The organism is Armatimonadota bacterium (assembly GCA_016869025.1).
Lineage (GTDB): Bacteria > Sysuimicrobiota > Sysuimicrobiia > Sysuimicrobiales > Humicultoraceae > VGFA01.
Window position 1 is genome coordinate 31,614 of the sequence record VGFA01000018.1, and the last position, 23,084, is coordinate 54,697.

Consider the following 23,084-nt stretch of genomic DNA (forward strand, 5'->3'; position numbering starts at 1 on the left):
ACAGAGATGGCGGTTTCGGCTACGCAACTGAAGCAGGTTCTGCACAAGGAGGCGTCCCCGGTCCGTTTCGAGCGCGTCACCAAGCGTTTCGGGACAGTCCTGGCCGTGGATGACGTGACGCTGGAAGTTCCGGCAGGCAATCTGGTGACGCTGCTGGGGCCCTCGGGCTGCGGGAAGACAACGGCCCTGCGGATGATCGCGGGCCTCGAGTGGCCGACTGAGGGGCGGGTCTACATCGGCGACGAGGACGTGACCCCGCTGCCTGCTGCCAACCGCAGCGTGACGATGGTGTTTCAGGCATACGCCCTGTTCCCTCACCTCACGGTCTTCGAGAACATCGCCTACGGCCTTCGGGTGATGCGCCGCCCCCAGGAGGAGATCCGCCACCGCGTCGGCGAGGCGATGAGCCTGGTCGGACTGCCGGGCCTGGAGCGCCGTGCGCCGGCGCAGCTCTCAGGCGGCCAGCAGCAGCGCGTGGCGCTGGCCCGGGCGCTCGTGATGCAGCCAAAAGTGCTGCTCTTTGACGAGCCGCTTTCCAACCTGGACGCCAAGCTCCGCAAGCGCGTCCGCGCCGACATCCGCATGCTGCAGCAAGACCTCGGGATTACGAGCATCTACGTAACGCACGATCAGTCTGAGGCCCTGGCGATCTCCGACATCGTGGTGGTCATGAACCAGGGACACATCGAACAGATCGGGACTCCGACCGACCTGTACCGGCGGCCGGCCTCCAGGTTTGTGGCGGACTTCATCGGGGAGGCGAACCTGCTGCCAGCGCTTGTCGAGGACGGAGCCGTGCGTGTGGGCGGCTACCGGTTCCCCTATCAGCAGCCGGGCGTGGCCGCGGGTGCGGCCACGCTCATGGTGCGGCCGGAGTCCGTTCAGATCGGGGTCGGGGGAGACGGCCTTCCCGGTCGCGTGCAGACCGCGTTCTTCATGGGTACCTACGCCGACTACCTCATCGAGACAGAGGCCGGGGAAGTCAGCGTGGCCGACCCGCGCAGCGTGGACCGGATTCACCCGATGGGGACAGAGGTCAGACTGCTGTTCTCGCCTGAGGCCCTCTACCTGCTGCCCCCGGGCGCCTAGGTGCCGGTGCGCCTGGCCACGCGCGTCATGTTCAGTCGCGCGTACGGCGGCAGCGCAGGGCCGATCAGAGGTCTGGCGTAGGCCAGGAACGCTTCGGTGACGTCGTTGCCCTCCGGCGCTATGAACTCGTCCGGGACCTTCCTCTCGGCGTTGGCGATGCGTTCGAGCGGCGCCAGTCCGGTGGCCCATCGGTAGGGCTCCGACGATTCGCGCACCAGCGTGACCATCGCCCCATCCCGACCCTCGACCGCGTGGCGAACCGCGGCGCGGCCCACCTGGTGCGCCTCCTCGAGGTCAACGGGTGATGCCGCCAGCATTGAGACCCGCTGGATCGTACCGGGCTTATCCCACCTTGCCTTGATGCCGAGCCCTTCGGCGACGATGTCGCAGAGCACGGCCGCGGCGCCGCCGAGCTGCTTGTGGCCAAAACGGTCCACGTCAACTGTCTTGCCGCTGGCCGAGAGATATTCGCCCCGATCGTCCTTCAGGCCCTCACAGACGGTGATTACCGCGTAGCCGAGCTTCTTGTAGACGCGGTCCACGTCGGAGAGGAAACGGTCGCGCACGAACGGCCGCTCCGGCAGGTAGATCAGGTGAGGCGCGGCATCGGCGTGGTCGCGGGCCAGCGCGGTGGCCGCGGTGATCCAGCCGGTGTTGCGGCCCATGGTCTCGATGACCTTGATCGTGTCAACGACGCCAATCGCCTCGGTGTCGAGCCCGGCGTCGCGGACGGCTGTGGCCAGCCACCGGGCGACGCTGCCGTAGCCCGGGCAGTGGTCGGTAGAGACCAGGTCGTTGTCAATCGTCTTTGGGACGCTCATCACGCGCATCTCGTACCCCCGGTCGGCCGCCAGGCGTCCCAGGCGCCAGGCGGTATCGGCCGAGTCGTTGCCGCCTATGTAGACGAAGTAGCGAACCCCGTGGGCTTCGAGCACCCGCAGGATCTTCTCGTAATCGGCGTCGCGCAGTTTGTGCCGGCACGACCCCAGGGCCGCCGATGGGGTGGAGCGCAGACCGGCAATCGTGGCGGCGCTCTGGCGCCCCAGGTCTATCAACTCCTCCTCCAGGAGCCCCTCGACGCCGTGCACCATCCCGTAGATTTCCTCGATCGCGTCGTGCTCGAGCGCCTCGAGGACCACACCCGAGAGACTGCTGTTGATAACCGCGGTGGGGCCTCCGGACTGCCCGACAACCAGGTTTCCACGCAGTGGTTCCATGGCTGCTACCTCGCCTGACCCAGCAGTCGCGTGAAGAAGTCGGCATCACGGTCGCGTGCCGCGGGCGCGGCCGAGGTCGCCTGCGCCGCGTCCCATCCGCGGTGCACGATCCCTGCCACCCCGTGCGCCACGGCCCGGGGATCATCTCGGCCAGGGAAGGTCACATTGCGGCCCACGAGCGCGCCGCGGATCGTTGCGCCGGCGCGCATCCCGGAGGCGAACTCGGTGAAAATGCCGGTGGGATCGCCCTTGGATTCGCCGCCCAGCATGAGGATGGGACAGGTGGTTGCCCGAGCGATGAGCTCGTAATGTTCGCAGTAGGGGATCTTCAGCCACGTTCCCAGTGACGACTTGCCCATTCCCGACGCGACGCCTATGACCTTGACCAGCTCCGGTGCCTGCTTGAGCATCTTGTACTTGCCTTCGCTCTTCTGCACGGCCAGGCATTCCAGGAATGCGGGGATGCTCAGGTCGTACAACCGGTCGAGCGCCTTCACGCAGTAGTCAATCGTCCATCCGGAGGCCGGCTCCGAGGGTTCCAGGCGGAACATCAGTTTGGCGCCGTCGAGGCGCAACTCCGCGATCCGCTCTGGCGTGAAGGCGGTCATCCGGTCGTCCATCTCAAACGCTGCCCCGGCGAGCCCGCCCCGGTTCATGCAGCCCAGCAGCACCTTGTTGTCCAGGAACGAGGGGCCGCCCATCTCCCTGACCATGTGGCTGACGATGAACATCTCCTCCATGATGTCCGGTGTGGCCATCAGGCCGTCGGCGTCAGGCGCGGTCACGACGCGAAGGATCCTGCTCAGCAGTCCCCACCGGTTGCCCATTGCTATGGGGTCATCCCCGACCCCGGCCACGCTGCGGGCCGGGTGGTCTGCCGCCAGGATGACCAGCCGGCCGCCGGTGGTCAGTTGCGCGCGCTTCTGCCGCAGTTCGGCTTCATGCTGCACGATCCCGGGCCTGGTGATCCGCAGCTCCGTGATGCGGTCGAACAAGCTCGCGGGGAAGAACTTCTCGGGCGAGAAGACGTAAGAGCCGATATCGTAGACCGCCGCCGACATTTCCATCCCTCCTGCTCACTGAACCCTGTTACCATTGCGCTTCTCGCGCGCGGGTCCGTTCCCCTGCCACGGATGCAGTTGCCGGGAGCGAACAGGGCCGTATACTGTGAGGGGAAAAAGCCCGTAGTCGAGGAGGTGCCATGCCGCGCTTTGCCGCAAACCTCACGTTTCTGTGGTCAGATCGTCCCTTCATTTCCCGGTTTGATGCCGCTGCCCGCGCTGGATTCGGCGCGGTCGAGTACATGTTCCCCTATGTCGAGGACATAGATGCCATCGCCGGCGAGTTGCGCCGCCTGAAGCTCCGGCAGGCGCTGTTCAACCTCCCCGCCGGCGACTGGGCCGCCGGTGAGCGCGGCATCGCGGTGGATCCGGGACGGCGCGGCGAGTTCAGGGAGGGCGTTCGCCTGGCCGTTGAGGTCGCCCGACGCCTGGGGTGCCCGCGCGTCAACTGCCTTGTGGGAAAGCAGATGGAGGACGTGCCGCTGGCCGAGCAGTGGGCGTGCCTGGTGGACAACCTCAAGAGCGCGGCCGCGGCCTTCGAGGAGGTAGGGCTGGTCCTCCTGGCCGAGCCGGTCAACACGTTCGACATCCCCGGGTTCTTCCTGCGCACGACCTCCGAGGCGTTCCAGCTTCAAGAAGCGGTCGGCGCCGCCAACCTCAAGGTGCAGTTCGACGTCTACCACGCGCAGCGCATGGAGGGCAACCTAGCCCATACGCTCCGGAACAACATCGGCCGGATCGGCCACATCCAGGTGGCGGATTCCCCTGACCGCAATCAGCCAGGCACAGGGGAGATAAACTTCGGCTACCTCTTCCGGGTGCTCGACCGTACCGACTATGCGGGCGACGTCGGGCTGGAGTACAGGCCTGCCGGCACCACCGATGAGTCATTCGGTTGGATTGAGGATCTGGGCTACACGCGCTCCTAGCAGGATCCGAGAAGGAGGCAACGCGATGGCAGAACGGATTGGATTCATTGGGCTGGGGATCATGGGCAGGCCGATGTCACTACACCTGCTCAAAGCCGGGTATCCCCTGGTCGTCCATGACCTTGGCCGACCTGCGGTGGAGGAGCTGGTGGCGGCAGGGGCCACCGACGGGGGATCGCCGCGGGCGGTGGCAGAGAAGAGCGACATCATCATCACGATGCTGCCCGATTCCCCGGAGGTGCGCCAGGTCATCCTCGGGCCTGACGGGGTGATCGAGGGCGTGCGAGCCGGCCAGATCGTTTTGGACATGAGCACCATCTCCCCGCTCGCCAGCCGCGAGGTGGCTCAGGCCCTGGCGGCAAAAGGTGTGGCCGCGCTCGATGCACCGGTCAGCGGAGGGCAGAAAGGGGCTGTCGAAGCGACGCTCTCCATCATGGTGGGAGGGCCCATCGCCACATTCGAGCGGGTGCTGCCCATCTTCCAGACGATGGGCAAGAACATCGTGCACATCGGTGAAGAGCCCGGCTCCGGCCAGGTCACCAAGACCTGCAACCAGATCGTTGTCGGCATCACGATAATGGCGGTTGCCGAGGCGCTCACGCTGGCCCGCAAGGCCGGTGTGGACGTGGCGAAGGTTCGCCAAGCGCTGTTGGGAGGATTCGCACAGAGCCGGATCCTCGACCTCCACGGCCAGCGCATCATTGATCGCAACTTCGCGCCGGGCTTCCGCATCAAACTCCACCAGAAGGACCTGGGGATCGCGATGGCCTCGGGCAAGGCATACGGTGTGCCCCTTCTGGCGACCGCTCTGGTGAACGAGGTGCTGGGAGCGCTCGTGGCACAGGGGCACCAGGATCTTGATCATTCCGGGATTGCAAGGTTCGTCGAATCTCTGGCAGGGCTGGAGGACTAGCGGCCCCGGCGCAGGCGGCCCCGGGGTGCCGCTGCCTGCAGTAGTCGCACCAGGCGCGCCCGCACCTGGTCCTCCAGGGCGGGCGCAATCGGGTTGCCGGTAGCTGCCAGCCATTCGGCCACGGTCATGGCTTCCTCCAGCGCGGCGGCGGCCCTGGCCGGCTGCTTCAGCCTCCACTGCTGCACCTTGGCGACCTCGATCAGGGTCCGGACGCGCCAGGATCCGCGAACGCCGGCGTGTTCCCACAGTGCCAGCAGTTCCTGCCATCGTTCCGTGCGGCGCAACAGAGGGGCCAGGCGCGAGGCGATGCGCCAGCGCGCGGCCGGGTCGTCCTCGGCCTCCAGGGCCCTACGCAGCACGGCCTCGGCGTCTCCGATCAGGGCGCGGCTGGCCGTGTCGCCGTCGAGTGTCGCAGCGGCCGTCTGCAGCCGCAACACGCCCAGGCCTTCCCAGTCCACGGGCTGCGGAGGATCCACGCCATCCTCCACCCACCGGCGCACCTTCCGGCGCAGGTGCAGCAGGCAGAGGACGTCCTGGCGGTTGTGCTCGAAAACCGGCTCCAGCGACTCGGCATCTCCGGTACGCAGGTAGTCGAGGTAGAGCCCTGGGATCTGGGCCGCGTCAACGTCATCCACGCGATCAATGCCGAGCGCGTGCCGCTCGATCGCCGAGAGCCGGTAGGTGCCCAACGGCCGGTGCCACAACCGCCGCGCCGCGCCGATCAGGTCGTGGTGCTCGGGAGGGGCCTCCAGCGGCGTCCGGTTGATGATTCCACGCGCTTCCAGGATCGGCCAGTCGAACCTCCGGCCGTTGAACGTAACGAGCGTCTCCACCGCGGTCAGGCGCTCGCGCAACGCGCCCAGCATGGCGGCCTCGCCGGAGAGGCGTCGCAGGAAGTACTGCTCGGTGACCACCTCGCCGCCCGCGACGAAGGCCAGGCCCACCAGGAACGGCGTGGTGCCCGTGCCACCCGCCAAGCCCGTGGTCTCGGTGTCGAGAAACAGGGCGCTCGCATCCGACGGATGCGGCTGCTCCCGGCCGAAGAACTCGCCGGCGTCGCGCCTGTTGCGGCGGACCTCGAAGGCCGGTCCATCCCACCCGTCCGTCCGCGCCGCAGGCGAGCGGGCGACGGTCCCCATCATCGCCAGCCTATCGGCGAGCGTCTGGGATGAGCCGGGCATCGAGGACCTCCAGCGCGAGGGCCTTGCCGGTGCTGCCTACCTCCAGCACCGGCCCGACGCACGATGGGCAGCCAGAGTCGCACGGGCACGCCGCGATCAGATCGCGGGCGGCAGATAGCACCTGGTGGTGCATCCTGTACAGCCGCTCCGCGAAGCCAACCCCACCTGGGAAGGCGTCATAGAGGAAGACCGTCGGCCGGTCGGCGTGCGGCGAGTGCACCTCGTATGTGCGACCAAGGTCGCGCGGATCGCACATCAGAAACAGGGCGGCGACATGCGCCAGGGAATGAGAGAGCCCTATCAGCAGCCCCTGCAGTTCGTGTTGGGGCACCGGCAGTATGGGGAGCGCCAGCCAGTAGGCCGTGGTGTGCAGCGTGGATTCGGGCAGGTGGATCGGGCCCCAGCCCACGTTCTCGTGCCGCTCGAGCGTTAGCTTCTTGAAAATCGTCGGCCGGTAGGTGACCACAACCTCGCCGTGGGCCGGGCCGCCGCAGACCATCCCGGTATGGGGCCGTCCTGGGGCGAATTCGGTCAGCACCCGGATATCAACCGCGATCTGGGCGGTGGTGTAGTAGTCCACATCTACACGGTGGACGTATGCCTTTCGTTCTTCCCACTCGAGCCGGTCCACATGGTACTGCTGGCCCAGGTGCAGGTAGATCGCGTCCTCGTGCACGAGTCCTGGAGCGCTGGCCAGATCCACCTCGCCCACGACCCGGGGCGCGGGATCCGTGGTGTCAATGATCACGACGTTCTCGGTGGAGGCGCTGCGCAGCGAGACGTCTTGGGCCGGATACGCGTCGGCCACGTAGTGCCAGCGATCATCTTCCCGGTGCACGATCCGCTGCTTCTCCAAGTAGTCCAGGACCTCGGGCAGCGTCCTCGGCCCGAACCGCTCGCCGCTCTCGATGGGCAGTTCGAACGCCGCGCAGCGTACGTGGCTGGTCAGGATGTAGACGTTGTCGGGGTTGACCAGTCCGGCCTCCGGTGACTGCCCGAAGAAGTACTCGGGATGCCGCACGATGTATTGATCGAGCGGGTCGCTGGTGGCGGTCAGGATCGCCGCGGAAAGGTCCTGCGTGCGGCCTGCGCGTCCCGCCTGCTGCCAGGTTGAGGCCACGGTGCCGGGATAACCGACCAGCAGCGCCGCCTGCAGGCGGCCGATGTCAATGCCGAGCTCCAGCGCGTTGGTGGCGGCAACGGCCAGCACGCTTCCGTCCCGGAGCCCCTTCTCGATGGCCCTTCGCTCGGACGGCAGGTAGCCCGCGCGATAGCCGGCGATGCGTTCCGGCGGGATCTGGTGGCCGGCCGCAACCGACTGAAACCGTGCGGTCAGGAGCTCACAGGCACGACGGCTGCGCGCGAACGCGATCAACGGGATCCGATTACGGATGAACTCACCGGCCAGCCTGCCGGCCTCGGAGAGCGCGTCCCGGCGGATGCCCAGCTCGCGGTTGATCACCGGGGGATTGTAGAACGCGATCACCTTGGGGCCCGATGGTGCACCGTTATCGTCCACCAGCGCAACCTCTTCTTCCAGCAGGCGCTCGGCAAGCTCCTTCGGGTTGCCGATCGTGGCCGAGGTAAAGATCACCTGGGGCGCGCTGCCGTAGAAGCGGCAGATGCGCCGAAGCCGCCGCAGCACGTTGGCAACGTGGCTGCCGAACACGCCGCGATATGTATGCAGCTCGTCAACGACGACGTAGCGGAGGTTCTCGAACAAGCGCAGCCACTTCGTGTGGTGCGGCAGGATCGCCGCGTGCAGCATGTCGGGGTTTGTGACGACAACGTGGCCGGCGGTCCTGATTGCCCGCCGTGCCGCGCCAGGCGTATCACCGTCGTAGGTAGCGGCCTTGATGTCCGCTTTCAGCGCGCGGACCAGGGTCTGCAACTCATCCACCTGGTCCATGGAGAGGGCCTTGGTGGGAAACAGGTAGAGCGCACGTGTCTGGGGGGCTGACAGCAACGCGTTGAGAACCGGCAGGTTGTAGCAGAGCGTCTTGCCCGACGCGGTCGGCGTGACAACAACTAGGTGCCGGCCCGACCGGGCGATCTCGAAAGACTGGGCCTGGTGCGTGTAGAGCTGCTCGATGCCCGCGCCCCGAAGCGCCGAAGCCAATCGGCCGTCCACATCGTCAGGGATCGGCTCGTACCGGCCTGGCCGCTCCGGGACCAGATGCCAGGCGGTGATGTTCCGGGCCCACGCGGGGTCTGTGCGCAGCGCGGTCAGAATCTGCTCGAGTGTCATGCCGTCACCATGGTACGAACACAGGTTCGACGGCAGGCAGGCAGGCCTCCTTCTGCGCAAGGAGGCCATGTGGGGCAGGGACGGGGCTGGGGGGCTAGACTCGTGCGGCCCGGAGCACACCTACAGCAATCGCGGCAAGGAAGGCCAAAGCGGTAAGGGTTACCCAGGCTCCCAGATGGCTGAGGGCTTTCAGAGCCAGGACCCATCCTATAGCAAGGCCAATCAGACTGATCGTCAATCTGTTGACGGTTGAGGTCATCTCGCCTCCAGATGCGGCGTTATCACACGGGTTATTCCCCGCAATCCTCGGGTTCAGTCGCACCATCACGGGTTATTGACAACAACAACCCTCCCGGCTAGTATAACTCCCAAGTCTCGCAGCACGGTGTTGCGCTCGGCCTCCGTGCTGCTCGCGAGGGAGTGCGCCTAGGGTTCCGCGGTCCTACCCGGTCCGGTCTGGTCCAAGCGGCGCAGACGGCACAGCGCCGTTACACCTTCAGGATAGAAGCCTGAGGGATAGGTTCCTCACCGGTGCCTATCGCTCGGGCTTTGTTGTATCTGTACAACGCGATGAGGGGAAGCAGTAGGCGGCCCCGCGGAGAAGAGCGAGCCGGACCTGGTGTGAGCCGGTCTTCGTACCTGCCGAATCTCGTCCCTGAGCCGCGGATCTGAACCAGAGTAGGATCCGCCGTCCGCCCACGATACGGGATCGAGGGCCCCCCGGTGAAGTGCCGGTGGGGAACTAAGGTGGTACCGCGGGAGCATCCGCCCTTAGATGTCTCCCGCGTTGCGTTTTCGGCGCAGACGAGAGAGATGGAACGGCGGGTCGGCAGGACTAGGGAGGGGACGGCATGGCGCGGCAGGCAACGGTTCCATTGAAGCCACGGGCGGCACCGCTGAAACCCCGAGCGGCACCGCGCGCCGGGCAGGTAAACGGGGCGCAGGCACTGGTTGAGTCCCTCCGCCGCGAGGGCGTACGGATCATTTTCGGCGTGCCGGGCGGCGCCTCGCTTCCGATCTACGATGCGCTCTACGATGCGGACCCCCTGCGGCACATCCTGGTCCGCCACGAGCAGGTCGCCGTTCACGCCGCGGTCGGCTACGCCAGGGCTTCGGGTCGCGTGGGTGTCTGCACCGCAACCTCTGGGCCGGGAGCCACGAACCTGGTAACCGGCATCGCCGACGCCATCATGGACTCGGTGCCCATTGTGGCGATCACAGGGCAGGTGCCACGGGAAGTCATCGGCAACGATGCCTTTCAGGAGGCGGACGTGACCGGCATCACGATGCCGATCACCAAGTTCAACATGCTCGTGATGAGCGCCTCCGAGATCCCCCAGGCCGTTCATCAGGCATTCTATCTGGCGAGGACCGGGCGTCCGGGCCCTGTGCTCGTGGACATCCCCCGGGACGTGTCGCAGGAGATGTGCGTGCCGGAGTTCACCGATGAGGTGACCATTCCCGGATACAGGCCCATCTTGGAAGGTGCCGCCAACCAGATCGCGGCAGCGGTGAAGGCGCTGGCAGAGGCCGAGCGACCGGTCATCTGCGCCGGCGGCGGTGTCATCGGCTCCAACGCCAGCCCTGAGCTGGCGGCGCTGGTGGACGGCACGGGGATCCCTGTGGTGCTGACATTGATGGGCAAGGGCGCGCTTGATGAACTTCACCCGCGGTGCCTGGGGATGCTGGGCATGCACGGTAGCGCCTACGCGAACTGGGCGGTCAACGGCGCGGATGTGCTTCTGGTAGTGGGCGCACGGCTCGACGACAGGGTGACCGGCAGGCTCGAGGACTTCGCGCCCCGCGCTCGGATCATCCACGTGGACATTGACCCGGCGGAGATCGGCAAGAACAAGCCGGCCCACATTCCCATCGTGGGAGATGCGAAGCGCGTGCTGGCGGTGATGGCGGCACAGGCCCGGGCTCCGCAGATCGAGTCCTGGTGGCGGCTGATCACAGAATGGCGCGTACGCCACCCGTTTCGGTACCACCAGAACGACCACCGGATCAGCGCCCAGTACGTGTGCGACATGCTCAACAAGGTCACGGGCGGCCGCGCGGTTGCGGTTACCGACGTCGGCCAGCACCAGATGTGGATGGCCCAGTGGTACCGCCCGCGCGCGCCGAGGCACTTCATTACCTCGGGCGGCCTGGGCGTGATGGGCTTCGGTTTCCCGGCGGCGATGGGCGCGAAGTTCGCCTGTCCCGACGAGACGGTGGTGGCCGTTGTGGGCGACGGCGGCTTCCAGATGACCTTGCAGGATCTGGCTACCGCGGTCGAGCACGGGGTGAGCCTGGCGATCGTCGTGCTCAACAACGGGGCGTTGGGAATGGTGAGGCAGTGGCAGTCCATGTTCTACGGGGGGCGCTTCTCGGCGTCCTTGTTGCGCAACCCGGATTTCGCCCGTGTGGCAGAGGCCTTCGGCGCGCGTGGGATCCGGGTCGAGCGTCCCGAGCAGGTTGAGGGGGCACTGCGCGCAGCCCTGGAGACGGAGGGCGTCCCGTGCGTGGTGGATGTGATCTGTGACCCGGCCGAGAACGTCCTTCCGATGATACCTTCCGGGCAGTCGGTCGCGGAGATGATCCTCGATGAGTGAGCCTCACTCCGCGACGATCTCCGTACTGGTCCGGAACGCGCCCGGCGTGCTGGTGCGCGTCGCAGGCCTTATCCGAAGGCGCGGGGTCAACATCCACAGCCTATCGGTCGGGCCGACCGAGGATCCTTCAACCTCACGCATGACGATCGTGGTTGACACGGCCCCCGAACGCACGGAGTTGTTTGCCAAGCAACTGCGCAAGCTGGTCGAGGTGCTGCGGGCGACCGCCATTGACGGTACGCCCTCGGTAGACCGCGAGCTGGCGCTGATAAAGGTCAACGTCACCTCGGGCACCCGTATGGAGATCATGGAGATCGCCAGCGTGTTCCGGGCCAACATCGTTGACCTGACGGACCGGACCATGACCATCGAGGTCACCGGCCGTACCGAGAAGGTAGATGCGATCCTTACGCTCCTGGCCAGGCATGGCATTCGTGAGATGGCCCGCACCGGGCAGGTCACGCTCGTGAGGGGGCCACAGAATACCTGAGGCACTCGGACCGCGCCCCTGATGCGGCCCAAGGCACCGGGAAGGAGAAGAGCGATGGCCACAGTTTACACCGAACGCGACGGCGGCCTCCGGCCGCTTGAGGGCAAGACGGTCGCGGTCTTGGGTTACGGCAGCCAGGGCCATGCGCAGGCCCAGAACCTGCGCGACTCCGGGGTCGGGGTGATCGTGGGGTTGCGCCCGGGAAGCCCCTCCTGGGACAGGGCCGGCTCTGACGGCTTCGCCGTGAGATCCACCGCCGAGGCGGCGGAGGAGGGCGACGTGGTGCAGGTGCTGATTCCAGATGAGCTGCAGTCCGCCGCCTACCGGGAAGCGATTGCACCTGTCCTTCAGAGGGGAAAGGCACTGGCCTTCTCTCACGGGTTCAACATCCACTTCGGGCAGATCGTCCCACCGGCCGATGTGGACGTCTTCATGATCGCTCCCAAGAGCCCGGGGCACCTGTTGCGGCGCGTCTTCACCGAGGGGCGCGGCGTGCCGGCGCTGCTGGCGATCCACCAGGATGCCACCGGCGGCGCCAAGGCGCTGGCGCTGGCCTACGCCGCCGGGATCGGCAGCCTGCGGGCCGGTGTGGTGGAGACCACCTTCAAGGAGGAGACAGAAACCGATCTGTTCGGCGAGCAGGCCGTACTCTGCGGAGGGGTGACCTCGTTGGTCGCGGCCGGCTACGAGATCCTGGTCGACGCTGGGTACCAGCCCGAGATCGCCTACTTCGAGTGCCTGCACGAGCTCAAGCTCATAGTGGACCTCATGTACGAGGGCGGGATGGGGCGGATGCGCCACTCGGTCAGCAACACGGCCGAGTTTGGCGATTACACGCGCGGCCCCCGCGTGATCTCTGAGGCGGTGCGCGCCGAGATGCGGGAGATCCTCAAAGAGGTCCAGTCCGGCGCGTTTGCCCGGGAGTGGATTCTGGAGAACCAGGCAGGCAGGCCGCTGTTCACTGCCCTGGCCCGTCAGGGGAGGGAGCACCCGATTGAGGACGTGGGGAGACGGCTGCGGGCGATGATGTCCTGGCTCGCACCGGGAGGTTCCTGATGGACGACGTCGTTCGCATCTTCGACACCACGCTGCGTGACGGCGAGCAGTCGCCGGGCTTCTCCATGACGTCGGCCGAGAAGCTGGAGCTGGCCCGGCAGTTGGAGGCACTGCGCGTGGACGTCATCGAGGCGGGATTCCCAATATCGTCGCCCGGCGAGATGGACGCCGTCCGGGCCGTGGCCAGGGAGGTGCGCGGCAGCACCGTCGCCGCCCTGGCACGCGCCAATACTCGGGACGTGGAAGCGGCGGTCGAGGCGCTGCGTCAGGCCTCCAGGCCGCGGGTCCATGTCTTTGTTGCCACTTCAGCCATTCACATGGCGCACAAGCTGCGGTTGACGCCCGACGAGGTCGTCGAGGCCGCGACCGGCGCGGTGCGGCTGGCGCGACGATTCACCGACGACGTTGAGTTCTCGGCCGAGGATGCCAGCCGCTCCGAGGTCGAGTTCCTCTGCCGTGTTTTCGACGCCGTCATCCGGGCCGGCGCCACCGTGATCAACGTTCCCGATACCGTCGGGTACACGACCCCGCACGAGTACGCCGCGCTGATCCAGACGCTGCGGGAGCACGTGACAGACAGCGATCGCGTCACCTGGAGCGTTCACTGTCACGACGACCTGGGTCTGGCGGTCGCCAACTCTCTGGCAGCGGTGGCCGCGGGCGCCCGGCAGGTTGAGTGCACGATCAACGGAATCGGCGAGCGCGCGGGCAACGCCGCCCTGGAGGAGGTCGTCATGGCGCTGCGCACCCGGCGCGACGCCTACGGCGCCCACACCAGGGTTGACACCACCCGGCTGTACCGCACGAGCCGTCTCCTGACCGCGGTTACTGGCGTGGCGGTGCAGCCCAACAAAGCCGTCGTGGGAGAGAACGCCTTTGCCCACGAGGCAGGCATCCACCAGCACGGAGTGCTGGTCAACCGGACGACATACGAGATCATGCGGCCCGAGGATGTCGGACTGCCGAAGAACCGGCTTGTGATGGGCAAGCACTCGGGCCGCCATGCCTTCCGCAAGGCGCTGGAGGATCAGGGAGTGCGACTCGACGAGCCCACATTGGATCGCACGTTCGCGCGTTTCAAGGAGTTGGCCGACAAGAAGAAGCAGGTGGCAATCGAGGACATCCTTGCCTTGGTTGACGAGGAGGTCCGCTCCGTGCCGGCGCGTTACACCCTGCAATCGTTCCATGTGATCACGGGAACCGGCGTACCACCGGCCGCCACCGTAACGCTCAACGGCGACGGCGGCCCCACGACCGCGTCGGCCTCGGGCGACGGTCCGGTAGACGCACTGTGCGCCGCGGTGGCAGCCATGACCGGGTTGCAGGCGCAGCTTGTGGGCTACGGTATCCGGGCCGTGACCGGGGGTACGGACGCGTTGGGAGAGGTGACCGCTCGGGTTCGGGAAGGCGAGACGATGGTCGTGGGCCGGGCAAGCAGCACCGACGTGCTGGAGGGTAGCGTGCGTGCGTACCTGGATGCCGTGAATCGGCTGTTGGCGGTCCGCGACGCGGCGAGGGCAGGTGATCCGGCATGGGCATGACCCTTACCGAGAAGATCCTCGCAGCCCACGCTGGGGAGGAGCGCGTCCGTCCCGGAGACCTGATAGATGCCCGCGTGGACTTCTGCTTCGCCAACGACATCACCGGGCCGCTGGCGTTCCGCGAGTTCGAGCGCATCGGCCTGCCCGCGGTCTTCGATAGGGAGCGGGTGGCGCTCGTCCCCGATCACTACGCGCCCAGCAAGGACATCGCTTCGGCCGAGCAGTGCAAGATCATGCGCGAGTTCGCGCACAAGTACGACATCGCCCACTACTACGAGGTCGGCCGCGCGGGCGTCGGACACGTGATGCTGGCCGAGATGGGGCTAGTACTTCCGGGCGAGGTCTTCGTCGGAGCCGACTCGCACACTTGTACGCACGGCGCGCTGGGTGCTTTCTCGACCGGTGTGGGCTCTTCGGACCTGGCCGCGGTCATGGCCACCGGCCGTCTCTGGTTCCGCGTTCCGGAGACGCTGCGGTTCGTGTTCCGTGGGCGGCCCGCTCTTTGGGTGACCGGCAAGGACCTGGTGCTGCACATCATTGGCGACATCGGCGTGGACGGCGCGCGCTACTGCGCCATGGAGTTCGCCGGCGAGGCCCTCGGGCACCTGACCCTGGGCGAGCGGTTCAGCATCACCAACATGGCCATAGAGGCAGGAGCGAAGAACGGCATCATGGAGCCGGACGCGGCCGTCCTCGATTACGTTACACCACGCGCGCAGCGGCCGTTTGCGCCCGTCTTCGCCGATTCCGACGCCGAGTACGCTGCGGTGCGCGAGTACGACACCGGCCAGATGGAGCCAGTGGTCGCCGTCCCGTCGTCGCCCGGAATTGTGGTGCCGGTTGGCTTTGCCGCCGGTGTGCCGGTGGATCAGTGTTTCATCGGCACCTGCACCAACGGTCGGATCGAGGATCTTCGTGTGGCGGCTCGGATCCTGGAAGGGCGCGCGGTGCATCCCCGGACCCGGCTGCTGGTAGTCCCGGCGACGCCGGCTATCTACCGCCAGGCGATGGAGGAGGGGCTGACGCGGATCTTCCTGGATGCCGGTGCCGTGGTCGGCGCGCCTACCTGCGGCCCGTGCCTCGGCGGCCACATGGGCGTTCTGGCCTCGGGCGAGGTGTGCGTAAGCACATCGTCCCGCAACTTCGTCGGCCGCATGGGACACCGGGACAGCAGGGTCTATCTCTCAGGCCCGGCGGTGGCCGCCGCCACCGCGGTGCTGGGCAGGCTGGCGCATCCGGACGAGGTGCTTTCATGATCCTGAGCGGTACGGTATGGAAGGTCGGCGACCACGTGGACACCGACGCAATAATCCCGGCGCGCCATCTTGTGACCACCGACCCCGAGGTTCTGGCCCGGCACTGCTTCGAGGACCTAGATCCCGCCCTGGCGGCGAAGATCCGGCCCGGCGACATCCTGGTCGCCGGGGAGAACTTCGGCCAGGGCTCTTCGCGCGAGCACGCGCCGATCGCGATCAAGGCGGCAGGGATAGCCTGCGTCGTTGCCCGGTCGTACGCGCGCATCTTCTACCGCAATGCCTTCAACATCGGCCTGCCGCTGCTGGAGTGCCCGGACCTGCACGCCGCGACCGAGACCGGGGACCGTCTCAGCGTGGACAACGAGACCGGGCGGATCATCAACGAGACGCGTGGCACGCTGCATGCCGCGGCGCCCCTGCCGGAGTTCATGCGGCAGTTGATAGCCGCCGGCGGCATCATCGAGTACGTGCGCCGGCAGGTGTCGGGCCGAAAGGTGGGAGCGTGAACCGCGTCACCGTCTACGATACGACGCTGCGCGACGGTTCCCAGGCCGCGGGCGTGGCGTTTTCGGTTGAGGACAAGCTTCGCATTGCACGCCGATTGGATGACCTCGGGTTCGACTACGTGGAGGGCGGTTGGCCCGGTAGCAACCCCAAGGACATGGCCTTCTTTGAACGGGCCCGCGCTCTGCCGTGGCAGCACGCCAGGGTTGCAGCGTTCGGCAGCACGCGCCGCGCCTCGACGCGCGCGCAGGACGACCCAAGTTTGCAGGCCTTGATCGAAGCAGGGACCCCCACGTTGGCCATATTCGGGAAATCCTGGGATCTGCACGTCCGCTCCGGGCTGCGCACATCGCTCGAAGAGAACCTGGCAATGATCGGCGAGTCTGTGGCCTACATGCGCGCCGCCGGCCGCGAGGTGATCTATGACGCCGAGCACTTCTTCGACGGCCTCAAGGCCAACCGCGACTACGCCCTGGCCACTCTCTGCGCGGCGCGGGAGGCAGGCGCCCACTGCCTGGTCCTGTGCGACACCAACGGCGGCAGCCTGCCGGAGGAGATCCAGGAGGGCGTGCGGCTCGTGCTGCGCGAGATCGGCGGCCCCGTCGGAATCCACGCGCACAACGACGCAGGCCTGGCGGTGGCCAATACCCTGGCCGCTGTAGGCGCCGGCTGCGTCCACGTGCAGGGCACGATCAACGGCTACGGCGAGCGCAGCGGTAACGCCAACCTGTGTTCCGTGGTTCCGGGCCTGCGCCTCAAGATGGGCCTGCGTGCACTGGCTCCGGAGGCGCTGGCACGCTTCACCGAGACGAGCCGGCTGGTTGCCGAACTGGCGAACATGGCGCCTGACGACTACCAGCCCTACGTTGGAGCGAACGCGTTTGCGCACAAGGGCGGCGTGCACGCCAGCGCGGTGATGATTGACCCGGTGATGTACGAGCACGTTGCGCCCGACCTGGTCGGCAACGGGCGGCGCGTGGTGGTCAGCGACCTCTCCGGACGCGCCACGTTGCTCCACAAGGCCGGCGAGATCGGCCTTCGCCTCGATCGATCCCGACCAGAGGTGCAGGCGGCGTTGGACGATCTCAAGCGGCTCGAACAAGAAGGATACCAGTTCGAGGGCGCCGAGGCCTCGTTTGAACTGCTGCTACGCCGCGCGGCGATGGGCCACGAGCCAGGGTTCGAGATCAAGGCATTCCACATCGCTGTGGATCACGACGCCACCGAGTGTACTTCGCGGGCAATCGTCCGCGTCTCGGTGCACGGCCAGGAGGCCGGCTCCTCCGCCGAGGGCAACGGGCCTGTGCACGCGCTGGATCGGGCGCTGCGGGACGCGCTGGAGCGCTTCCACCCCGAGCTCGCGCGCGTGCGGCTGGTGGACTACAAGGTTCGGGTTCTGGACGCCGACGCGGCCGCCGCGGCGCGCGTGCGTGTGCTGATCACCTCGACCGACGGGCACCGACACTGGGGGACGGTGGGCGTGTCCGAGAACGTCGTGCTGGCGAGCGCCCGCGCGCTGGCCGACAGCCTGGAGTACGCCCTGCTGATCGCCGCGCCCCAGATGGCCGGGCCGTAGCCCGGCCCGGGCGCCCCAATGGCAGACGCGGTCGTGCAGGCGCGGATCGTCGTGCTCTCTGGCGATGGCATCGGCCCGGAGGTCACCGCCGAGGCCGTCAAGGTCCTGCGCGCGGCCGCGCAGGCGCGAGGCCACGCCTTCGCGTTTGAGGAGGCGCCGTTCGGCGCCGCCGCGCTGGCCGCCGGGCACTCGCCGCTCCCGACAGCCACACTTGAGGCGTGCCGCCGCGCGGACGCGGTCCTGCTGGGCGCGGTGGGCGGCCCTGAATGGGACGGCCTGCCGCCTGACAGGCGGCCCGAAGCCGGCTTGCTTGCCCTGCGCCGGGAGCTGCGCCTGTACGCCAACCTGCGCCCGGTGCGCGCATTCTGCGGCGTTGCCGCCGCGTCGCCACTCCGTCCCGAGAAGTTGGAGGGAACCGACTTCCTGATCGTTAGGGAACTCACCGGCGGGCTCTACTTCGGCGAGCCCCGCGGCCGGACCATCACGGACGGCCGGAGAGCAGCGGTGGATTCGCTCGTCTACTCCGAGGAGGAAGTCCGCCGCGTCGCCCGGGTCGCGTTCGAGGCCGCCCGGTTGCGTCGCGGCCATGTCACCTCGGTGGACAAGGCCAACGTGCTGCACTCCTCACAGCTCTGGCGCGAGGTGGTGTGCGAGGTTGCCCTGGACTACCCGGACGTGACGCTGGACCACATGCTGGTGGACAGCGCCGCCATGCAAATGGTGCGCGGGCCAGCGGCGTTCGACGTGCTCGTGACGGAGAGCATGTTCGGCGACATCCTGAGCGACCTGGGTGCGGGGCTGGTGGGATCGCTCGGCCTCCTGCCCTCGGCCAGCCTGGGCGCCGAAGGACCATCGCTCTACGAGCCGGTGCACGGCACCGCTCCGGACATCGCGGGGCGCGGGCTTGCCAACCCCTCCGGCGCCATCCTGAGCGCGGCGCTGTTGCTCCGATACGCGCTGGGCCTGGCCGAGGAGGCTGCCCTTGTCGAGACGGCCGTGGAACGCGCTCTGGCCGGCGGAGCCAGGACGGCCGACTTGGCCGGCGGCGGCCCTGCTCTTTCCACGGCCGGCTTTGGCGATCGAGTGATCGCCCTGCTGAGCTGAGGGTGCTCCTCGTCGTCTTGCGCCGGCAGGTTGCGGGAACACCCCTCGCGAACGGTTCGGCATCCGGCACCCCGGGAGGCTACCGTGCGGAACCGGCTGGGAACGGTTTCCATGTTTCTTGTCCTCAGCGGCGTGCTCGCCGGCTGCCAGACGCCGCGGCCCTCGGGGACCGACCGGCCGCAGGCAACGCAGGGCCCGGCGTGGCTGCCTGAGGGCGCAAGAGCCAAAGAGGTCGTGCACGCCGACCTAACCGGCGACGGGCGCGACGAGATCATCGCGACCATAACGTTTCCGACCGCTGACCGCAAGCCACCTGCGGCGATGGTGTTTGCCACGGACAAGGGCGGGCGCTACACGCAGATGCTGCGGCGCAACGTCGCCGGTGATCGTTGGCTTCCCATCCAGATAGGGCGCCCGGCCGAAGAGGCGCCGCTGGCCGCGGTGCTCGCCACTCAGTCCGGTTCAGGAGGATTCCTCGGCTACATCGTAGTGCAGCAGCGTTCAGGACGGCTGGGCGTCACCCTGGAGAAGGAGGGTCTGTTCTCTGGGGGAGTCAGATTCGTTCCCGAAGGGCTGCTGGAGTCAGCCGGCGACACAGACCGGCTGTACAGGTGGGAACCTGATGGTTGGCAGGCCGAGGACCTCGGCAGCCAGTACCTTCCGCCTGTGCCCGCTGGGACCCTGATCGTCTCGTACACGGTGGATCCCGCACGCGGGCCGCGTGCCGACGGTCCGCGCGCGATCCGGGCCCGCGTGGGGCAGTACCTCTTCCTCAGGCGCGTGAATCGAGGAGAGCCCTCGCGTATCCAGTTCTCAGGTGGCGCGGATTCCATCTCGATTCAGCCCGATGGGCTGATTGCGCTCCTGCAGGCCGACCAGATCGAGATTCACATCGAAGGCCCGGCCTACAGTGGACGCACGCTGACGCTCCTGCTGCGGATCGATCGCTAGGCACCGCGCGCGGAGGCGCATGCGGGTCACGACGCGCGTTGACACTCACTGGGGTCGGGCATAGAATGGTTCTCGGCGGGAGTGCAATTCCCTCGCGGGGGCGTGGTGTAGCCTGGTTCAACACACCTGCCTGTCACGCAGGAGACCGCGGGTTCAAATCCCGTCGCTCCCGCCACCTCACTTCCCCCTCTAGCAGATGCCACGTGTAGTGGTTGCCGGGGCGTCGGGTCCAATTGGTCGGGCGTTGGTCCGCACCCTGCTCGAGCAGGGTGCGGCGGTCTGCCGGCTCGTGCGGCGCCCCCAGGCAGGACCCGGCGAGGTGACCTGGGATCCGGAGGCCGGCACGCTCGATCCCCGCGCCTTCGACGGCGCTGACGCCGTGGTGAACCTTGCCGGACGCAGCATCGCATCCCTTCGCTGGACAGCTGCGGTGCGAAGAGAGATCCTCGACAGCCGCGTCCGATCCACGCGCCTGCTGGTTGACGCCATCCGCAATGCTTCGGTCGCCCCTCCTGTCTTGGTCTCGGCCTCTGCGACCGGATACTACGGGGACCGGGACGATGAGGTGCTGGACGAATCGTCCTCACCGGGCCACGGCTTCCTGGCCGACATCGCCCAGGCCTGGGAAGCCGAGGCGCGGCGCGCGACACGCGCAGGTACGCGTGTCGTGTGCGCCCGATTCGGCATCGTTCTCTCGCGCGATGGCGGCTTGCTGAGAGCCATGCGCCCCCTGTTCCGCGCATGGCTCGGCGGGCCGCTGGGAGGCGGGCGGCAGTGGTGGAGCTGGATTCACGTTGACGATGCAGCGGCCGCTCTCTCGGCAGCGATGCGGATCGCGTCGCTGGAAGGGCCCGTGAACGTCGTATCACCCTCGCCGGTCACGAACCGGGAGTTTGCCCGTGCCCTGGGAGCTGCGCTGGGACGCCCGGCCGCCCTGCGTGTGCCGGCGTTTGCGCTGCGCTTGTCGTTTGGCCAGGTGGCCGATGAGATGATGCTGGCCAGCCAGAGGGCAGTTCCCGCCAAGCTCCAGGCGCACGGATTCCGGTTCCGGTGGCCCGGACTGGAACCGGCACTGTGCGATCTTCTCTCCGGACCGCCGGGAGCAAGTTCTTGACATGCAGGGACAGGCAATCATAGACCAGAGAGCCATTCCCGCGCCGATCTTCCTTGCGATTGTGGCGCTCCTCCTGGTCGGATGCGCTCGGGGGGAGACCGCGCCATCACATCTTGCCTTCGTAGAGGTCAAGAGAAGCGGCACCGGCGGCGTGGAAGGCCTACGAGGGGTCTGGTCGCTGACAGTTAGCCCGGACGGCAGGCACGTCTATGCGGCGGGCTACAGGGACGACGCGGTGGTTGTGTTCGGTCGTGACCAGGTCACGGGCAGGCTGGCGTTTGTTGAGGCGCACAAGGATGGATCCGGCAATCTGGATGGAATCGCGGGCGCCTGCTCCATAGCGGTGAGCCCCGACGGACGGCACGTCTATGTGGCAGGACACTGGGACCACGCGGTGGCGGTGTTCAGCCGTGACCGGGCTACCGGAAGTCTGGCCTTCGTAGAGGCGCAGCGGGATGGCATAGCCGGCGTGGACGGACTCCAGGTTGTCAACTGGGTGGCGGCGAGCCCAGACGGAAAGCATGTCTACGCCGCAGGATACAGGGACGACGCGGTTGCCGCGTTCCGCCGGGACGCTGCCACGGGCAGGCTTGCTTTCGTCGGGGTGTACAGGGATGGCGTCGGCGGCGTGGACGGTCTCCATGGCGCCTTCCACGTGACGGTGAGCCCGGATGGAGAGCACGTCTACGCTGCGGGGTATCTTGAATCCGCGGTGGCGGCTTTCAGGCGAGACCGAGCCACGGGAAGACTCATCTTTGTAGAGGCAAGGCGGGACGGTGTCGGAGGAGCGAACGGGATGAGAGGACCGTCCTCCGTATCGCTGAGCCCGGATGGGAGGCACATCTATGTTGCGGGCGCCAGTGATAGCGCGGTGGCGGTGTTCAGCCGCGACAGCCGCACCGGCAGGCTCGCCTTCGTGGAGGCGCAGCAGGACGACATCGGCAGTGTAGACGGCCTCCAGGGGGTCAAGTCCGTGGCGGTAAGCCCTAACGGGAGGTATCTCTATGCAGCAGGCTGGGGCGAGCACGCGCTGGCAGTGTTCACCAGGGATGGGGTCACGGGCAGGCTGACCTTCATGGAGGCGCAGCAGGACGGTGTCGCTGGCGTTGACGGCCTCCAGGGGGCCTCTTGTGTGGCGGTGAGCCCGGACGGTGTCGGGAGATACGTCTACGTTGCTGGCAACTGGGCCCGCGCCGTCTCGGTGTTCAGAGTGCTGCGCCCACGCGATCATCGCCGATCCTGGCCAGACGGCTAGGCGATACCATCCTGACACCTCGGAGGACAAGCCGATGAACCCAGACAGCCCCACGCCTACCCCGCACGGAAGGTCCCTGCTGATCCTGACAGCCTGGGTCCTCATGCTGGCCGTATCAGATCTGCCGAACATGCTGCTGGGCCTCTCGGGCGGCGAACCCGCCTGGCTGCTGTGGTCCAAGGTGGGGCTGCTTGCTGCGTTCCTGGTGCTCAGCCTGTCCGCGAGGCTCTTCCGCCCTCTGTGGCCGTACGGCCTCATCTTCCTGGTCTTCTACTTCGCGAAATGGGTGGGCAGGCCGGCACGCTGGCAGTATCTGCTCGGAGAAGAGCGGCCATCATTCCCACTCGGACACCTTGGCATCCAGGTCGGCGAGATGGCAGGGATGGCGGTGGTCCTCGCCGTGCTCTGGGCCATCCTGCGGCGACGGGGCGCGTTCTTCCTCACGGTCGGGCAGCTCAACGCTCCGCTTGAACCCGTCCGGTGGCTGGGCATCCGCCCGGGCGGGACATGGAAGGCATTCGGCTGGATCTTCTCGGCTGTGATAGGAGGGGGCACTCTCATCTTCATTGCGATGGGGGCGCGACCGCTGCTGGGCAAGTTCGGGATGGTGATCGGACGAGACCAGGCGCTCTGGCTGACCGTGGTCTTCTTTGGGCTGTCGCACTATCTATACGGTGACCCAAGCGGGCCGCTTGGCTTCCTCGTGACTAGCTTCGTGGCCTACTTGTTTGGAAAGAGCATGCTGGAGACACGCGGCTCCTTCTGGGCTCTGTTCATGCACATGGCAGCGGACATACCCATCTTTGCCTGGTATGCCTTGAGATCTGTGTAGGACGCCTCGGCGCACGGGACGGCACCGGCAGGAAGTACGGTCCGGAACGTGTCAACACCTCTGAGACAAGTTCCTTTGTGAATTAGGCTCCCGGTCGCCACACCTCCTTCGTGGTCGTTTGGATCTGCGGTCGGTTGATCCAGGCCGCCGTGGGAAGCGGCCACGGCCTG

The 23,084-nt window shown here is 67.2% G+C and carries 19 protein-coding genes and 1 tRNA gene; 16 read left to right on the plus strand and 4 right to left on the minus strand.

Annotation, left to right across the window (positions count from 1 at the left end):
- The first annotated feature begins 6 nt into the window (after positions 1-6).
- Positions 7-1,089, plus strand: a complete 1,083-nt coding sequence (locus tag FJX73_09680; protein MBM3471045.1) for an ABC transporter ATP-binding protein — start codon at positions 7-9, stop codon at positions 1,087-1,089.
- On the opposite strand, the gene FJX73_09685 is transcribed toward FJX73_09680, so the two are convergent.
- Both FJX73_09685 and FJX73_09690 read right to left on the minus strand, forming a co-directional pair.
- Positions 1,086-2,306, minus strand: a complete 1,221-nt coding sequence (locus FJX73_09685) for a 6-phosphofructokinase (GenBank protein ID MBM3471046.1) — start codon at positions 2,304-2,306, stop codon at positions 1,086-1,088. The two genes, FJX73_09680 and FJX73_09685, sit on opposite strands and share 4 nt — an antisense overlap.
- Before the next feature lie 5 nt (positions 2,307-2,311).
- Positions 2,312-3,367 (minus strand): hypothetical protein, encoded by a 1,056-nt coding sequence (locus FJX73_09690; protein MBM3471047.1) that lies wholly within the window; start codon positions 3,365-3,367, stop codon positions 2,312-2,314.
- A gap of 140 nt (positions 3,368-3,507) precedes the next feature.
- On the opposite strand from FJX73_09690, the gene FJX73_09695 reads away from it, so the two are divergent.
- Together FJX73_09695 and FJX73_09700 are read left to right on the plus strand one after the other, a co-directional pair.
- On the plus strand, positions 3,508-4,296 hold the full coding sequence (locus FJX73_09695; protein MBM3471048.1) for a hydroxypyruvate isomerase family protein: 789 nt from the start codon (positions 3,508-3,510) through the stop codon (positions 4,294-4,296).
- 25 nt (positions 4,297-4,321) lie between these two features.
- A complete protein-coding gene (locus FJX73_09700) occupies positions 4,322-5,209 on the plus strand; it encodes a 2-hydroxy-3-oxopropionate reductase (GenBank protein MBM3471049.1) in 888 nt (295 codons plus the stop codon).
- Here the strand turns inward: FJX73_09700 and FJX73_09705 are convergent.
- Positions 5,206-6,390, minus strand: a complete 1,185-nt coding sequence (locus FJX73_09705; GenBank protein MBM3471050.1) for a hypothetical protein — start codon at positions 6,388-6,390, stop codon at positions 5,206-5,208. The genes FJX73_09700 and FJX73_09705 overlap by 4 nt on opposite strands.
- The gene (locus FJX73_09710) at positions 6,359-8,638 is read right to left on the minus strand and encodes a DEAD/DEAH box helicase (protein ID MBM3471051.1); all 2,280 of its coding nucleotides are present in this window, start codon (positions 8,636-8,638) and stop codon (positions 6,359-6,361) included. Before FJX73_09710 ends, FJX73_09705 begins: the two co-directional genes overlap by 32 nt.
- Before the next feature lie 851 nt (positions 8,639-9,489).
- On the opposite strand from FJX73_09710, the gene ilvB reads away from it, so the two are divergent.
- The 13 genes from ilvB to FJX73_09775 all read left to right on the plus strand — a co-directional run bounded on the left by ilvB (position 9,490) and on the right by FJX73_09775 (position 22,914).
- Positions 9,490-11,235 carry a biosynthetic-type acetolactate synthase large subunit gene (gene ilvB, locus FJX73_09715; GenBank protein MBM3471052.1) on the plus strand — a complete coding sequence of 582 codons (1,746 nt, stop codon included), beginning with the start codon at positions 9,490-9,492 and terminating at the stop codon, positions 11,233-11,235.
- Positions 11,228-11,725: an acetolactate synthase small subunit gene (ilvN, locus tag FJX73_09720; protein ID MBM3471053.1), complete on the plus strand. Its 498-nt coding sequence runs from the start codon at positions 11,228-11,230 to the stop codon at positions 11,723-11,725. Before ilvB ends, ilvN begins: the two co-directional genes overlap by 8 nt.
- A gap of 54 nt (positions 11,726-11,779) precedes the next feature.
- The gene (gene ilvC, locus FJX73_09725) at positions 11,780-12,781 is read left to right on the plus strand and encodes a ketol-acid reductoisomerase (protein MBM3471054.1); all 1,002 of its coding nucleotides are present in this window, start codon (positions 11,780-11,782) and stop codon (positions 12,779-12,781) included.
- Entirely contained in the window at positions 12,781-14,322 is a 1,542-nt protein-coding gene (locus FJX73_09730; protein MBM3471055.1) for a 2-isopropylmalate synthase, read from the plus strand. Before ilvC ends, FJX73_09730 begins: the two co-directional genes overlap by 1 nt.
- Complete coding sequence (locus FJX73_09735) at positions 14,313-15,578, plus strand: 3-isopropylmalate dehydratase large subunit (GenBank protein MBM3471056.1); 1,266 nt, start codon at positions 14,313-14,315, stop codon at positions 15,576-15,578. The genes FJX73_09730 and FJX73_09735 overlap by 10 nt, the downstream gene beginning before the upstream one ends.
- The gene (locus tag FJX73_09740) at positions 15,575-16,084 is read left to right on the plus strand and encodes a 3-isopropylmalate dehydratase small subunit (protein MBM3471057.1); all 510 of its coding nucleotides are present in this window, start codon (positions 15,575-15,577) and stop codon (positions 16,082-16,084) included. Before FJX73_09735 ends, FJX73_09740 begins: the two co-directional genes overlap by 4 nt.
- On the plus strand, positions 16,081-17,658 hold the full coding sequence (locus FJX73_09745) for a citramalate synthase (protein ID MBM3471058.1): 1,578 nt from the start codon (positions 16,081-16,083) through the stop codon (positions 17,656-17,658). The genes FJX73_09740 and FJX73_09745 overlap by 4 nt, the downstream gene beginning before the upstream one ends.
- 33 nt (positions 17,659-17,691) lie before the next feature.
- Entirely contained in the window at positions 17,692-18,762 is a 1,071-nt protein-coding gene (gene leuB, locus FJX73_09750) for a 3-isopropylmalate dehydrogenase (GenBank protein ID MBM3471059.1), read from the plus strand.
- Between the two features lie 84 nt (positions 18,763-18,846).
- Positions 18,847-19,713: a hypothetical protein gene (locus tag FJX73_09755; protein ID MBM3471060.1), complete on the plus strand. Its 867-nt coding sequence runs from the start codon at positions 18,847-18,849 to the stop codon at positions 19,711-19,713.
- Positions 19,714-19,809: 96 nt separating this feature from the next.
- Positions 19,810-19,888: transfer RNA gene (locus FJX73_09760), tRNA-Asp, on the plus strand.
- Positions 19,889-19,909: 21 nt separating this feature from the next.
- Positions 19,910-20,827: a TIGR01777 family protein gene (locus FJX73_09765; protein ID MBM3471061.1), complete on the plus strand. Its 918-nt coding sequence runs from the start codon at positions 19,910-19,912 to the stop codon at positions 20,825-20,827.
- 1 nt (position 20,828) lies between these two features.
- Positions 20,829-22,082 (plus strand): lactonase family protein, encoded by a 1,254-nt coding sequence (locus FJX73_09770; GenBank protein ID MBM3471062.1) that lies wholly within the window; start codon positions 20,829-20,831, stop codon positions 22,080-22,082.
- Positions 22,083-22,116: 34 nt separating this feature from the next.
- Positions 22,117-22,914, plus strand: a complete 798-nt coding sequence (locus FJX73_09775) for a CPBP family intramembrane metalloprotease (GenBank protein ID MBM3471063.1) — start codon at positions 22,117-22,119, stop codon at positions 22,912-22,914.
- The last annotated feature ends 170 nt before the right edge of the window (positions 22,915-23,084 follow it).

Bases quoted from the DNA above. Each gene is read 5' to 3' on its own strand.
- FJX73_09680 (MBM3471045.1), top strand. From the start codon at position 7: ATGGCGGTTTCGGCTACGCAACTGAAGCAGGTTCTGCACAAGGAGGCG.
- FJX73_09685 (MBM3471046.1), bottom strand. From the start codon at position 2,306: ATGGAACCACTGCGTGGAAACCTGGTTGTCGGGCAGTCCGGAGGCCCC.
- FJX73_09690 (MBM3471047.1), bottom strand. From the start codon at position 3,367: ATGTCGGCGGCGGTCTACGATATCGGCTCTTACGTCTTCTCGCCCGAG.
- FJX73_09695 (MBM3471048.1), top strand. From the start codon at position 3,508: ATGCCGCGCTTTGCCGCAAACCTCACGTTTCTGTGGTCAGATCGTCCC.
- FJX73_09700 (MBM3471049.1), top strand. From the start codon at position 4,322: ATGGCAGAACGGATTGGATTCATTGGGCTGGGGATCATGGGCAGGCCG.
- FJX73_09705 (MBM3471050.1), bottom strand. From the start codon at position 6,390: ATGCCCGGCTCATCCCAGACGCTCGCCGATAGGCTGGCGATGATGGGG.
- FJX73_09710 (MBM3471051.1), bottom strand. From the start codon at position 8,638: ATGACACTCGAGCAGATTCTGACCGCGCTGCGCACAGACCCCGCGTGG.
- ilvB (MBM3471052.1), top strand. From the start codon at position 9,490: ATGGCGCGGCAGGCAACGGTTCCATTGAAGCCACGGGCGGCACCGCTG.
- ilvN (MBM3471053.1), top strand. From the start codon at position 11,228: ATGAGTGAGCCTCACTCCGCGACGATCTCCGTACTGGTCCGGAACGCG.
- ilvC (MBM3471054.1), top strand. From the start codon at position 11,780: ATGGCCACAGTTTACACCGAACGCGACGGCGGCCTCCGGCCGCTTGAG.
- FJX73_09730 (MBM3471055.1), top strand. From the start codon at position 12,781: ATGGACGACGTCGTTCGCATCTTCGACACCACGCTGCGTGACGGCGAG.
- FJX73_09735 (MBM3471056.1), top strand. From the start codon at position 14,313: ATGGGCATGACCCTTACCGAGAAGATCCTCGCAGCCCACGCTGGGGAG.
- FJX73_09740 (MBM3471057.1), top strand. From the start codon at position 15,575: ATGATCCTGAGCGGTACGGTATGGAAGGTCGGCGACCACGTGGACACC.
- FJX73_09765 (MBM3471061.1), top strand. From the start codon at position 19,910: ATGCCACGTGTAGTGGTTGCCGGGGCGTCGGGTCCAATTGGTCGGGCG.
- FJX73_09770 (MBM3471062.1), top strand. From the start codon at position 20,829: ATGCAGGGACAGGCAATCATAGACCAGAGAGCCATTCCCGCGCCGATC.
- FJX73_09775 (MBM3471063.1), top strand. From the start codon at position 22,117: ATGAACCCAGACAGCCCCACGCCTACCCCGCACGGAAGGTCCCTGCTG.